The 13,343-nt window shown below is 38.4% G+C and carries 12 protein-coding genes; 3 read left to right on the forward strand and 9 right to left on the reverse strand.

Translation table 11 applies throughout. The features are described from left to right. Positions 1 to 32 precede the first annotated feature (32 nt). The 5 genes from AC1DND_RS00870 to AC1DND_RS00890 form a co-directional block, all read right to left on the reverse strand. Positions 33 to 422 carry a bactofilin family protein gene (locus AC1DND_RS00870; RefSeq protein ID WP_477578325.1) on the reverse strand — a complete coding sequence of 130 codons (390 nt, stop codon included), beginning with the start codon at positions 420 to 422 and terminating at the stop codon, positions 33 to 35. A gap of 5 nt (positions 423 to 427) precedes the next feature. Next, positions 428 to 1,264, reverse strand: a complete 837-nt coding sequence (locus tag AC1DND_RS00875; protein ID WP_215125341.1) for a M23 family metallopeptidase — start codon at positions 1,262 to 1,264, stop codon at positions 428 to 430. A gap of 594 nt (positions 1,265 to 1,858) precedes the next feature. Then, positions 1,859 to 3,307 carry a M20/M25/M40 family metallo-hydrolase gene (locus AC1DND_RS00880; RefSeq protein ID WP_477578327.1) on the reverse strand — a complete coding sequence of 483 codons (1,449 nt, stop codon included), beginning with the start codon at positions 3,305 to 3,307 and terminating at the stop codon, positions 1,859 to 1,861. 492 nt (positions 3,308 to 3,799) lie between these two features. After that, positions 3,800 to 4,855, reverse strand: a complete 1,056-nt coding sequence (locus tag AC1DND_RS00885) for a TerC family protein (RefSeq protein WP_477578328.1) — start codon at positions 4,853 to 4,855, stop codon at positions 3,800 to 3,802. Then, positions 4,855 to 5,826, reverse strand: coding sequence for a polyprenyl synthetase family protein (locus AC1DND_RS00890; RefSeq protein ID WP_477578330.1), 972 nt, complete (start codon positions 5,824 to 5,826; stop codon positions 4,855 to 4,857). The genes AC1DND_RS00885 and AC1DND_RS00890 overlap by 1 nt, the downstream gene beginning before the upstream one ends. A 287-nt stretch (positions 5,827 to 6,113) precedes the next feature. On the opposite strand from AC1DND_RS00890, the gene AC1DND_RS00895 reads away from it, so the two are divergent. The 3 genes from AC1DND_RS00895 (at position 6,114) to AC1DND_RS00905 (ending at position 8,051) form a co-directional block, all read left to right on the forward strand. After that, entirely contained in the window at positions 6,114 to 6,704 is a 591-nt protein-coding gene (locus tag AC1DND_RS00895) for an alpha/beta hydrolase (RefSeq protein ID WP_477578332.1), read from the forward strand. 60 nt (positions 6,705 to 6,764) lie between these two features. After that, entirely contained in the window at positions 6,765 to 7,409 is a 645-nt protein-coding gene (locus AC1DND_RS00900; RefSeq protein ID WP_477578333.1) for a hypothetical protein, read from the forward strand. A 120-nt stretch (positions 7,410 to 7,529) separates the two neighbouring features. Beyond that, entirely contained in the window at positions 7,530 to 8,051 is a 522-nt protein-coding gene (locus AC1DND_RS00905; protein WP_477578335.1) for a hypothetical protein, read from the forward strand. A 97-nt stretch (positions 8,052 to 8,148) separates the two neighbouring features. On the opposite strand, the gene AC1DND_RS00910 is transcribed toward AC1DND_RS00905, so the two are convergent. The 4 genes from AC1DND_RS00910 to AC1DND_RS00925 form a co-directional block, all read right to left on the reverse strand. Then, on the reverse strand, positions 8,149 to 9,117 hold the full coding sequence (locus AC1DND_RS00910) for a YpdA family putative bacillithiol disulfide reductase (RefSeq protein ID WP_477578337.1): 969 nt from the start codon (positions 9,115 to 9,117) through the stop codon (positions 8,149 to 8,151). Positions 9,118 to 9,243: 126 nt separating this feature from the next. Next, positions 9,244 to 10,656 (reverse strand): MBL fold metallo-hydrolase, encoded by a 1,413-nt coding sequence (locus tag AC1DND_RS00915; RefSeq protein ID WP_477578339.1) that lies wholly within the window; start codon positions 10,654 to 10,656, stop codon positions 9,244 to 9,246. A 584-nt stretch (positions 10,657 to 11,240) separates the two neighbouring features. After that, positions 11,241 to 12,260: an asparaginase gene (locus AC1DND_RS00920; protein WP_477578341.1), complete on the reverse strand. Its 1,020-nt coding sequence runs from the start codon at positions 12,258 to 12,260 to the stop codon at positions 11,241 to 11,243. Positions 12,261 to 12,602: 342 nt separating this feature from the next. Beyond that, positions 12,603 to 13,343, reverse strand: a 741-nt coding sequence (locus AC1DND_RS00925; protein WP_477578343.1) for a TatD family hydrolase, incomplete at its 5' end; no start/stop codon positions are given.

Genomic DNA, 13,343 nt, shown 5'->3' on the forward strand with positions numbered 1-13,343 from the left:
TGGTTGGTGAGACACCAACCAATAAATGAGGCCTACGCTTTTACAGCTACTTTATCTTCAGTTTTGCCTGATTGGTGCATTTCGAGTTTTCCATTGTATTGTGCGCCTAGCTCAATCTCAATGGCCTCTGTTTTAATATCGCCATTAACCCTACCTGTCTTTTTTATTTCCAGGTTTTGGGCTTTAACATTTCCGTTAACGGTTCCATAAATAATGGCTGAACCTGTTTGAATGTCGCCTTTAATCATCCCTTTTTCACCTAAAACAACACCGCCTTCAACATTTACATTGCCAATTACAGTTCCATCGATCCTTATAACTGCTTTTCCTTTTAGTTCGCCTGTAATGGTAAAGCCGAGGCCTATGATAGTCGAAATCTCTTGTTGATTTAAGTCTTTAATCTGATTGTTTTTCTTGAACATGTTTCTTATAAGGTTAAAAAGGATCTTGGATTTATAACTTTACCATTTTTATGCACTTCATAATGTAAATGAGGGCCAGTTGACCGCCCGGTTGAACCCGCTTTGCCAATGTTATTGCCAGCAATCACATCCTCATCTACCTTTACCAAAATTTTAGAAAGGTGACCATAGTAGGTTTCAAAACCATTACCATGTTTAATTACGATGCAATTGCCATAACCACCACGCCTTCCAGCAAAAATCACCTTACCGTTCGCTGTACATTTAACAATGTCGCCATAATTGGCCCTGATATCAAGTCCTTTATGTGTCTCCACATTTTCACCACTAAAAGGGTTTTCGCGGTGCCCATACCCGGATGTGATTGTACCTAAATGTGGATAACCCATAGGCGTATAGGCCACGTTATAGGCAATTTTACTCAGGTAGTTGTCGTAAAACTCGCCGATCTCTTCAGCCGATAAAATATCATCACTTTGCTCTCCCCCTTCATTGCCCGTTAAAATTGGCTTTAATCCTCTTGCTTTTAGGTATTTATTGATGGTAAGCAGTTTTTTATCGATTGATTGGTAATGCTTTTTTAGGGAAGAAGTATCGATAACAGATAGTTTGTCTTTACTTTTTAAAAGCGCCAGTTCGAGTTTACTCTTGGCTAATTCTACACTCGAATTACTACGGATCAGGTAAAATATGCTGGATATAAGTATTAAGAATAATCCTAAAACGCCTAAAATATACTTTTTCCAATGTACAATGTATCCTGTTGGAACTTGGATTGGCTTGCTTGAACTTTGATTATTATTTACAAAAATTACGGTTGTTTTGTTCCGTTTTCTGTTCATTTTTACTCAGATTTTTTGTTTGGGACTAAAACAAATATATGATTAACAACCACATAGTCAAACACAAAGTTGAAGTTTAACATTAGCTATACCGTAAAAACACATGTTTTAAACGTTAAATTAACAGTTACTATATAGCTTAAACGAATAAAGCCGGATGTGTAACATTTAAGTGGCTTTCGCCGTACAACTATTTAGCAATGGTTCAAAACGAGCGCTAACACAAAGAAAGATTCTTCCATTTCGCTACCGATGAAACCTGTGAAGCAAGCATACCATAAATAATAAAAACAAATGCTTAAATCGATGACCATCAGTCGAAATGACAACTCTACAGGTAACTTATTTCCGTCATTTCGAGCGCAGCGAAGTCGAGAAATCTTTTAAGGCAGTTCTCACAAAGATTTTGCTTCGCAGAGCCTTCGGGTTCTCCTCCGAAGGAGTTCCTTTGGAATACTACGGTCGAAATGACGAATTATCTTACGTAAGTTAACTATGTAAAAAATCTGTGTAATCCCTACATCTGTGTAATCAACCCGCAGGCAACATCAGTGTAATCACCCCGTAAGGAAAGAGGCAGGAAAATCTATGAAATTATTTCCACCTCCACTCACCGGCAATACTCAAAGGCTCCTTTAGGTTCTGCGATTCTAAGAAAGCCCTCAATTCTTCTTCGCCCTGAACACCAACTGGAATTTTCGGTGTATTGGCTAAAGCGTAAGTTAACATGGCGCTGTAACGCACTGTATTTTTAAGCTCCTGCTCATCAACCAGTTTAAAACTATCGCCGTCTGAGTGATAAAATGGACCAGAATTGTTTGGCAGTTTACCACCAAAACCACCGCCAGTAGGAATCCCCTCCAGCATAAACGGTTGGTGATCGCTGTGTAAACCTGCACCAGCATTAAACAAGTTTTTAAAACCGGTATCAATTTTTACAATATCAGCTCCCCAGGCCGTAAACAAATCTTTCATTTCTGATCGTGAGGTAGAAAAACCTTTCGGATCGTTGGTCATGTCATAGTTCAACATAAACTTAACCTGGTTTAATGTTTTGTCTTTTTTAGCCTGATCGATGTATGCTTTGGAACCCAACAAACCTTGCTCCTCGCCCATAAACAGTACAAACTCTACGGTACGTTTGGTTTTTAAATGCAGCTTTTTAAAGGTACGTGCCATATCCATAATAGCAAAAGAGCCAATTCCATTGTCGATTGCACCGGTTGCTAAATCCCAGCTATCTAAATGTCCACCGACTACAATTTTGTCCTTAGGCAATTCAGTTCCTTTAAAAGTTGCCACTACGTTTCTCGCTTTAATCAAACCCGAGAAATTGGTCATGGCAATATGCGCGATCTGTGGCTGTGATTTAATTTTTTCCTTCAAAGCTGTACCGTCTTCCAGTCCAATACAAATAGCAGGAATAGAGATCAATTTACCCGTTACCGAAGCTGTTCCAGTTAAAAGTACGCCATCTTTTACGGTATTGATGATGATGACACCTATTGCGCCATATTTTGTGGCAATGGCCGTCTTTTCTGAGCGGTGTAATGACTTTGTTCCAGCCGAAGAGCCTGGTAATACACCAAGATAAATCAATGCAATTTTACCTTTAAACTTCTCAGGACTGCCTTGATAATCTGCCTCCAATCCATTACCTGCATCTACTATCTCGCCAGTAACGTCTGCACTAACCGGTGAATGTGCTAAAGTAACAGCCTTCATTTTGGTTAGACTGTTTTTATCAGCACCAATTTCTACACTGATTGTTTTTCTTGCCCAGCTTTCTACTTCGAAAGGTTGAAACTTCACTTCACAACCGTAAGATTTTAATAAATCGAAAGCATATTGCTCTGCTTTTGCGCCGTTTGTAGAACCTGTTAAACGATGACCGATAGTTTCGGTTTCATATTTAAGTGTTTGATAAGCTTTTGAATTTTGCTGTACATCAGCATTGATTTTGGCAAAAACATCACCGAATTTATCCTGGGCATTTACAAATAAAGCGGTACAAAGAAGCGCTGCAGCGAAAAGATATTTCATTAGGAATAATAGTTTAGTTGTTGAAAGTACAAATTTTAGCTAGAGATTACTAGCTGTAACGTATATTTTGCTTTTGAGTAATAGCAGATAAGTATATTTTTTATCCTAAGACAAAGGATTAGCAGTCTTTTCCCCATGCACAACCGTGCTTCGGCTCACCGCCGCCGATGGGCTCTTTCTTTTCTCTTGATAGAAAAGAAACAAAAGATCAAGGCTTGCATCCTTTCTTGTAAAAAACTACAAAAATCTCAATTGCGGCAGTCTATAGGCTCTTTCCTAACTTCGTTGCCACCACACTCGCTTAACACTGCCTTGGCCTGTGGAAGTATTGGTGAAACTGCAAAGATTTTTGTTCTTTTTCCTACGAAAATCTGCTAGGCCGCACAGCAAAGTGCAGTTATGCCACTTAGCACTTTACACCACAAAAAGCTTAAATGCCCTCAGGTGACTCAGGTGATCAGAATAATTTTGGGAAAAACCTTTAATGGTAAACTAAGATTGCACATGCGCCTTTTTCTTAGGAAACACCAATGAAGCTACAATACTCATCACTAAGATACTCAATATGATGATAAGCGAATGCTCAGTAGTGAAACCCCATTTCTCCAGATAAGTATGCCCCAACATTTTAACCCCGATAAAGGCCAATAATACGGCCAATCCGGTTTTTAAATAGTGAAATTTATGGATGATATTCACCAACAGGAAGAACATGGAACGTAAACCCATGATGGCAAAAATATTAGAGAAAAATACAATGTAGGGATCTTTTGTTACCGCAAAAATAGCAGGGATAGAATCGACAGCGAATAAAAGATCAGTAAACTCAACAATCAGCAGTACCAAAAATAAAGGTGTCACCAGTGTTTTATGGTTAATTTTTACGAAGAATTTTTTGCCCTCATACTTTGGATGGATAGAAAATATTTTCGAGGCCCATTTAACCACTGGATGATTTTCCGGATCAATCTTATCATCTTCATCTTTGCTAAAGAACATTTTTACCCCAGTAAAAACAAGGAAAGCGCCAAACAAATAGAGTATCCAGGCAAATTTTGCAATTAATGCTGCACCAACAAAAATGAAGATGAAACGCATAATAATGGCACCCAAAATACCCCAGAACAATACACGGTGATAATATTTTTCTTCAACGGCAAAGGCTGAAAAAACGAGTACGATCACAAAGATATTATCTACAGAAAGTGCATATTCAATTACATAGCCGGTTAAAAATTCTAAGCCGAGGTTTTGCCTATAAATCGCTAAACTTCCTTCAAAATCATCAGGGATTAATTTAATGTGATGCTGGTGTCGCGTTACAATTTCTTGCAGGTGTGCAAAATCTTTTATTCCATGTAGCTGATGCCCCTCGGTTAACAGGATAAAGTAAAAACCGATAGCCAAAGCCACCATAATCAAACTCATTACTCCAGCCTGTTTTAAGCTCACCACATGTTCTTTTCTGCTAAATAGACCAAGGTCTAAAGCAAGAATCAACACAATAAAAAGAAGAAAACCTAAGCTAAAAAGTAATTCGTTACCCATTATTTTTTACGTTCAGTGGTGTACAGTACAAGTTGTTCTAAACCAGTTCGTGCTTCGCCTGCCTCAAAACTGTGCAAAATATCAAATGCTTCCTTTTGGTACTCCAGCATTTTCTGGTTCGCGTAATACACACCTTCGTGGGCATTTACGAAATCTATAATCTGCTGAATTTTAACCGGATCGTCCTGGTGGTTTTTCACCAGGTTAATTATTTTTTTACGCTCAGTTTTTTCAGCTTTATTCAGTGCATAAATTAAAGGCAGCGTTACTTTCTTCTCTTTAATATCAATACCTAAAGGTTTGCCTACATCATCAGTACCGAAATCGAAGGTATCGTCTTTAATCTGAAAGGCAATCCCTACTTTTTCGCCAAACAGACGCATTTTTTCTATCGTTTCATCATCAGCACCTGCCGAAGCAGCACCCGCAGCACAACAAGAAGCAATTAAAGAAGCGGTTTTCTGTCGGATCACATCAAAATATAAATCTTCCGAAATATCCATCCTCCGCACCTTTTCTACCTGCAACAGTTCACCCTCGCTCATCTGTTTCACCGCTTCCGATACAATTTGTAACAAACGGTGTTCGTTATTGTTTACTGAAAGCAACAATCCTTTAGCCAACAGGTAGTCGCCAACCAAAACGGCAATCTTGTTTTTCCATAAAGCATTGATAGAGAAAAAGCCGCGGCGTTCGTAAGCATTGTCTACCACATCATCATGCACCAAAGTAGCCGTATGTAAAAGCTCTACCAAAGCAGCCCCGCGATGGGTTGATTCTGTAATGCCACCGCATAGTTTAGCCGCAAAAAATACGAACATCGGCCGCATTTGTTTGCCTTTTTGCTTTACAATATAATGGGTAATCCTATCCAGCAACGGTGCGTCGCTATGCATAGATTCTTTAAAGGTTTTTTCAAACGCTTTAATATCAGTAGCAATAGGTGTTTTTATCTGTTCGATTCCCGGCATTAAGTCGAAAAATTTTGATTGCAAACTTAAGCTAATTTCCCATAAAAAGGTAATGTACAATCGTATTATTAAGGATTTGAAAAGCAATAGCTTAATCTTTAACATCTTTTGCTCCTGCTATAGCCCATAGTCCTCGCCTTCAGGCTGTGGGCTATTTGGCGCCATCAGGTTTAACATTATGGGTTAGTGCAGGTAATAGCCACTCAGTATCATAACTAATTCCTCAAAAAGATTAGCTTTATTTAATTTCAAATTTTACATTTAAACTAATATTAGCTGAGCCATAGATGAAAAAACGCTACAAAGTACTTATCGGCCTTTCGGCATTAATTGTTGCAGGCTACTTATTGGGGCCAAAACCCAAAAAGCCGGTTTATAACAAAGAACTCACACAGGTGCCCGATCTGGAAGATTTAGACCGTTATGTGGCCAGCATAGAATCGATGCACAAAATAAAACCGGGTAACGAAGCCGAAATCATCTGGGCCGATCCCCTCCACAAGCAAACCGAGTATGCCATTGTTTACCTGCATGGTTTTTCGGCATCAAAAACAGAAGGAAACCCCGTTTACCTAAATCTGGCCAAAGAATTAAATGCCAATTTATACTTAGCGCGTTTGGCCGACCATGGCATTGATACACTTGCACCTATGCAATATTTCACTGCCGACCGCCTTTGGGAAACCAGTAAACAGGCTTATGCCATCGGTAAAAAATTAGGCAAAAAGGTGATTTTAGTGGGTACTTCTACCGGAGGAACTGCAAACGCAGGGAATCACGTAATGGGATCGTATATTACTTCGAAGGATTTACCAAGTGTAGAAAAGGCTATTGAAAGTTTTGTGGGGAGTACGTTGGCAATAACTGTTCATCATTAAATTTGAGAAATGATAATCAACTTTTTAAAGGCGCGAAGATTTAAGAAAGACATACAAAAATTGGAAGAGAATATCGTAATGTTGMTAGCAAACGATTTTCCTGAGATGGCAGACAATTATCTGCATTGGACATTCAGCACAGCAGGGCAGCTTGCAGATAAAACAATATATATTTTACATCAAAGCACGGATAATTTMTATTATGAGCGAAACAGAGCGAAACATAAAAAACATTTCTTTTTAACAGGGGTTGAAGTGTTAAACAAACAAACAGGAACTTATATTCCAATAAGATTAACAATTTCCTATAATCTCATTCAAGATATCTCCCTACCACTTAACACAACACTAAGAAGTGAGTATGAATTATCAGAACTCAGGATTAATAACTTGTATAAAGAAGATTTCATCTTAAAAAACACGGACGAAAAAAAACTTAAAAAAATCCTTTCTAATGTTAGCGAAGAGCAAAAAAACTTATTAGAAATTGAAGATACTATAGAAATTGAGCTCGACGAAAAATATTATTACACCATTTTAGATATGGAAGACGGAAACTATATCGCCGTTAACAAACGTGGAAATGTATTCAGATTGATCCATGATCATGAAGAACCAGCAAAAAAAATATTTCAAAATGTTCAAAAATTAATGGAGTCATATTCTGGAGATAAATATGAGTTGCAAAAATATTTAGAACAATAATCGCCACCATTTCCTGATTTAATTCAGATCGGGCTATTTACTACTATATAGATGCTGAAATAAATTCAGCATGACGGCTAATATTGTATATTTATTAAACAAATCTAAATCTCGCTCATTATGAAAAACAAACCATTATTGCAGGAAATTTTATGGCTCTTAGCTTGCATTGCAATTAGCATAATTATCGGCTTCTGCATATTTGGAAAAACCCTTTTTAGCAATTCCATTGACATCAATCTTCACGACACCTATTTCGTGATTAAAAAACAGCATTTATTGATATTCTTTTTCATTATTATTTCTTTTTTCGTTTACTATTTTAAAGAGCTTAAACACTCATTTTGCAGAAAAATTCAACGCTCATTTATTTTCTTTTTAGGCTTTATTTTAATCCTGCTAGCTTCCATAGCAGTACAACTTCTGCCTTTCTTTAATCCATACCACAATATTAACGGCTGGACGATTTACCCGCCATTGTCTGCACAACCAGAAATCAATCAATATGAACAAAACTTCACTATTTTAACGATCGTATCTAAAGCTGTGCTTATACTTCAAATTATAGTAGTTTCTATGATGCTATCTGTAACCTATAAATGGGGAAGCTCAAAAAATAATCAATTAACTTCAGAAGTCTAAAAGCCTAGAGTGCAGAAGACTTCGGAAGTTTTTACGTGGATGTAAGACTTACGAAGTTATTCCATCGCTTATCCCCTGGCTAAACTTCGTAAGAAATTTAACTCAAAATATTTTTTACAATCATTTCGGCGTGTACCCTAGAATTTTCGATAAAAAGTTTGTGGGTATCTAGTCCGCCGCAAACTACACCAGCCAAATACAAACCTCTCACATTCGTTTCCATGGTTTCTTCGTTATAAACCGGGCAAAGTGTTTCGGGCAGTTCGATGCCGAATTTCCTCAGCATTCCGAAATCCGGTTGGTAACCGGTCATTGCAATTACAAAATCGTTCGGGATGGTTTTTATTCCTTCGGGTGTTTTAATGTCTACCTCGCCTTCCCTTATTTCAATCAATTCGGAGTTAAAAAGTGCTTTAACTTCTCCTTCTTTAATCCTGTTCTGTATATCCGGGCGCACCCAATATTTCACATGAGGGCCAAGATCGCAGCTGCGTACAACCATAGTTACATTTGCACCTTTCCGATACGTTTCTAAAGCAGCATCTACGCCCGAGTTATTGGCGCCAACCACTACCACATTTTGAAATGCATATAAATGCGGGTCCTTATAATAATGCGTTACTTTTGGCAAATCCTCTCCTGGAACATTCATCAACAATGGCACATCATAAAAACCAGTAGCCACAATTACATTATTGGCCGTATAATTAGTTTTAGTGGTATTAATTTCGAAAACATCATGATCCTTTTTAACAACTTGTTTTACGCTTTCAAAAAGATGGATATTTAAATCAAATTTTTCGGCCACACGACGGTAATACTCAACCGCTTCATTTCTGTTAGGTTTCGGACTGATGGTTACGAAAGGAACTCCTCCAATTTCTAACTTTTGAGAAGTAGAAAAGAAGGTCATAAACACCGGATAGTTAAACAAACTGTTCACCAAAGCACCCTTCTCTACAATTACATAGCTTAAGTTTGCTTTTTGCGCCTCTATTGCACAGGCCATCCCTATTGGGCCAGCACCGATAATTAATACGTCGTAATGATTTTGATTTTCAGACATCCAGTTTTTATTTCGCTTAAAGAGTGGTCGTCATCTCGACTGCAGCACCGCGGAATGGAGATATCTGTTAGCATAGATTTCTCGACTGCACTGTGTTCCGTTCGAAATGACGATCTCTTTTATTTATTAAACTTTCATTGCTTTGCTTGGGCAGGCGAAATCGGTTCTTTTTAAACCGGTATTTTTAATTGCGCCGTAACCGCCTGCAACATCAATCACATTTTCTACTCCACGTGATTTTAAGATGGAAGCAGCAATCATTGATCGGTAGCCACCTGCACAGTGAATATAATAGGTAGATTTTGGATTAATCTCGCCAGTCCAGTCGTTAATAAAATCTAACGGCCGGCTCAGCGTAAATTCCAGATGTTCTGCTTCATATTCACCTGGTTTGCGTACATCAAGTGCTGTAATTTCGCCGTTAAGACTAGCTGTTTCAAATGCTTCGGCAGAGATTGATTCAATAGTATCGATTTCCTTACCAGCATCTGTCCACCTTTCGAAACCACCATCTAAATAGCCTATGGTACTATCGTATCCTACGCGGGTTAAGCGGGTAATGGTTTCTTCTTCTTTACCCTGATCGGTAATCAGTAAAATTGGCTGCTGTAAATCGGTAATCAAAGCACCAACCCAGGGTGCAAACTGTCCGTTAAGGCCAATATTGATCGAATTTGGAATAAAACCTTTTGCAAAAACCTGCGGATCGCGGGTATCGAGCATAATTGCCCCTGTTTGGTTTACAGTATCTTCAAAAGCTTGCGGGGTTAAAGCGTTTAATCCTTTCTCGTAAACCTCATCAATACTTTCCACCCCACCTTTATTAATGGCAGCATTTTTAGCAAAATATTGTGGTGGTGGCAAAATGCCATCTGTTACTTCTGCAATGAATTGCTCTTTTGTTTCGGCTTTTAAAGCGTAATTTACTTCCTTTTGGTGCCCTAAAGTATCGAAAGTTTCTTTACTCATGCTTTTGCCACAGGCAGAACCTGCACCATGCGCCGGGTAAACAATTACATCATCAGCTAAGGGCTTTATTTTTTCATTTAACGAATCGTAAAGCATTCCCGCTAAATCTTCCATGGTTAAATGGCCTTTTTGCGCTAAATCAGGTCGACCAACATCGCCAATAAATAAGGTATCGCCACTAAAAATGCAGTGATCTTTCCCATTTTCATCTCTTAGCAGATAAGTAGTCGATTCTAAAGTATGCCCGGGAGTATGTAAAGCGGTAATGGTTACGTTTCCAATTTTAAACTGCTCACCATCTTTGGCAATGTGCGATTTAAACCCGGTTTTAGCGGTTGGGCCATAGATAATTTCGGCACCAGATTTCTCTGCCAGATCTACATGTCCGGAAACAAAATCGGCATGAAAATGCGTTTCAAAAATATATTTAATGGTGGCTCCTGCTTTTTCAGCTTTCTTTAAATACGTTCCAACCTCTCTTAGCGGATCAATAATTGCAGCTTCGCCATTACTTTCGATGTAATAAGCGGCTTCTGCCAGGCAACCTGTATATATTTGTTCTATTTTCATGTTTTCTTCGCAACGTCACCCTGAATTTATTTCAGGGTCTTACCAGAAAGATGCTGAAACAAGTTCAGCATGACGGATCTATTACAGCAAAAATAGCGCTAAATACTTATAACCGAAATGATGTCGGTCATAATTGCAGAAGTTTTACTTACTGTAATGCAAAACTGCTAACTGAGAATTGTCAACTGCAATTGATTTGGGCGTTACCCTAATCCCGATGAATCGGGAAAGGGTCGGGCTTTTTCAGGGCTGCGCTTCGCTCCGGTACCGATGAAGACCTGTGAAACAAGCAAGCATACCGTGATTAAATAAAAACAGATGCTTAATCGGTACTAAACCCTTACAATCCCTAACGCGGATCTATCGCAATTTCAGAATTTATGCAACGACCCATGTTGCTAAACCTGATAAAGCGTAAAGCCCGGACTGAGGTATCCCGATTCATCGGGAAGGGCTTGAAGCGGTAGCAGGACTAAGCGTGCCATTATAACAGAACCCATCATTTCCAAAAACGATGAAAATAACCCTACACTTCAGGATTAAATCCGTAGTTCTGTAAACGGGATTACAAATCCCGACTAGCACTAATCTTTAGTCAATTCACCCCTTAGCGATTCTTCCATTAATTTTCGGCTTTCTTCTATTGACAAGCCCAAGCCCATTACAAACATTAGCTTTGTAACTGTAGCCTCGAAAGTTAAGTCGTAGCCACTTAAAATGCCCATTTTCAACAATTCTCTACTGGTTTCGTAACGTCCCAATTGTACAGATCCTTTTTTACACTGAGAGATATCGATGATTATCTTTCCATTCAAAATAGCCTGACGCAAACTATCTAAAAACCATTGTGCGGTTGTTGTATTACCTGAGCCAAAAGTTTCTAAAATAATGGCGTCTACCTTAGAATCTGTAATCGCCTGAACCGCCTGTGGCGTTATTCCAGGGTATAATTTCAGCACCCCGATATTAGAATTAAAATTGGTGTGTAATTTTAATTCTCCTTTCGGTGCTTTAAGAATATAATTTCTGTAAAACTGCAGGTGAACGCCCGCTTCGGCAAGTATCGGGTAATTTGGCGAACGGAAAGCTTCGAACTTTTCGCTGTTGTACTTTATAGAGCGATTGCCCCTAAATAACTGGGAATCAAAATAAATGCAAACCTCTGGAAAAAGTGCTTTTCCATCTTCTTTGGTTGCTGCAATCTCTAGAGCGGTAATTAAATTCTCTTTGGCGTCAGTCCTGATTTCGCCAATAGGGAGTTGCGAACCGGTTAAAACAACTGGTTTAGCTAGATTTTCGAGCATAAAACTCAATGCCGATGCGGTGAAGGCCATGGTATCAGATCCGTGGAGAATAACAAAACCATCGTACTGATCGTATTTATGATAAACGAGTTCGGCTAATGTTTTCCATATTTCAGGATCCATGTTTGAAGAATCCAATACCGGATTGAAGGAATGCACATCTAAATCGTAGTCTAAACGGTTTAACTCAGGAACGTTTTCTTTTATCTGCTGAAAATCAAATGGAATTAACATCCCATTTGTAGGATCGTTAACCATACCGATAGTACCGCCGGTATAAATTATAAGTATTTTGGTCATTTGGTTGGGTGAAGGTTGCTCACCGCAAAGAAACTAAAAATTTACAAATGATCGGACGATATTTTTAAATTAGCAACAAAAAAGCTAAAAAACGCTAAAAAATTGTCAAAATGATAAATTTTATGTGCTTATTTTAAAATAAAAGAAATACAATATTGTCGTCATCCTGAACTTGTTTCAGGATCCAGAAAGAAAGATGCTAAAATAAAAATTACAACGACAGAATCTAAAACTTAAGCGTCATTCCCGCGCATGCGGGAATCTTAAAGCTATTGCATTACGATTCCCAATCAAGTTGGGAATGACGAACCGCTAAAATTTGCCGAATAAGGATAATAACATTTAAACCCCAAAAATTTTCTTCGAATTCTCTGTGGTTACATCCGCAATTTCTTCAATAGGAGTGCCATAAATATCGGCCAGTTTTTGGGCAATATAAATCAAATAACTGCTTTCATTAGGCTTTCCACGGAAAGGAACTGGCGCCAAATAAGGTGAATCAGTCTCTAAAACTACATTAGCTAAAGGAATTTCTGATAATACCAGATCCAATCCAGCTTTTTTATAGGTAACTACACCACCAATGCCTAAATAAAAATTTAAGTCGATGGCCTGTTTAGCCTGCGCTAAATTACCAGTAAAACAATGAAAAATACCGCGCAGTTTTTCGTCCCTTTCACTTTCCAGTAACTCGAAAACCTCATCAAAAGCCTCGCGACAATGGATCACAATCGGCAAACCTAAATCTTTTGCCCAGCCAATCTGTTTGCGAAAAGCATCTTGCTGAATGGCCAAGGTAGTTTTATCCCAATACAGATCGATCCCGATCTCACCAATGGCATAAATTTTCCGACCGGAAATGCTATTGTAAATTTCGTCCAATTGAGCAAGATAATCTTCCTTCACATCACAAGGATGTAAACCTGCCATTGCAAAACAATTTGCCGGATATTTCGCCACCAGATCATCTATCATGGCAATTGATTTTACATCAACATTAGGCAAAAATAAACGGTTAACGTTATTCTCGAAACAGCGTTCCATTAACTGCGCTTGTTTCTCGGCATCCTGCTCGTAATATAA

It is taken from the genome of Pedobacter sp. 01N416 (assembly GCF_056399685.1).

What these genes read in the sequence shown, in the direction of transcription:
- AC1DND_RS00870 (WP_477578325.1), bottom strand. Translation starts at nt 422, where the DNA reads ATGTTCAAGAAAAACAATCAGATTAAAGACTTAAATCAACAAGAGATT.
- AC1DND_RS00875 (WP_215125341.1), bottom strand. Translation starts at nt 1,264, where the DNA reads ATGAACAGAAAACGGAACAAAACAACCGTAATTTTTGTAAATAATAAT.
- AC1DND_RS00880 (WP_477578327.1), bottom strand. Translation starts at nt 3,307, where the DNA reads ATGAAATATCTTTTCGCTGCAGCGCTTCTTTGTACCGCTTTATTTGTA.
- AC1DND_RS00885 (WP_477578328.1), bottom strand. Translation starts at nt 4,855, where the DNA reads ATGGGTAACGAATTACTTTTTAGCTTAGGTTTTCTTCTTTTTATTGTG.
- AC1DND_RS00890 (WP_477578330.1), bottom strand. Translation starts at nt 5,826, where the DNA reads ATGCCGGGAATCGAACAGATAAAAACACCTATTGCTACTGATATTAAA.
- AC1DND_RS00895 (WP_477578332.1), top strand. Translation starts at nt 6,114, where the DNA reads ATGAAAAAACGCTACAAAGTACTTATCGGCCTTTCGGCATTAATTGTT.
- AC1DND_RS00905 (WP_477578335.1), top strand. Translation starts at nt 7,530, where the DNA reads ATGAAAAACAAACCATTATTGCAGGAAATTTTATGGCTCTTAGCTTGC.
- AC1DND_RS00910 (WP_477578337.1), bottom strand. Translation starts at nt 9,117, where the DNA reads ATGTCTGAAAATCAAAATCATTACGACGTATTAATTATCGGTGCTGGC.
- AC1DND_RS00915 (WP_477578339.1), bottom strand. Translation starts at nt 10,656, where the DNA reads ATGAAAATAGAACAAATATATACAGGTTGCCTGGCAGAAGCCGCTTAT.
- AC1DND_RS00920 (WP_477578341.1), bottom strand. Translation starts at nt 12,260, where the DNA reads ATGACCAAAATACTTATAATTTATACCGGCGGTACTATCGGTATGGTT.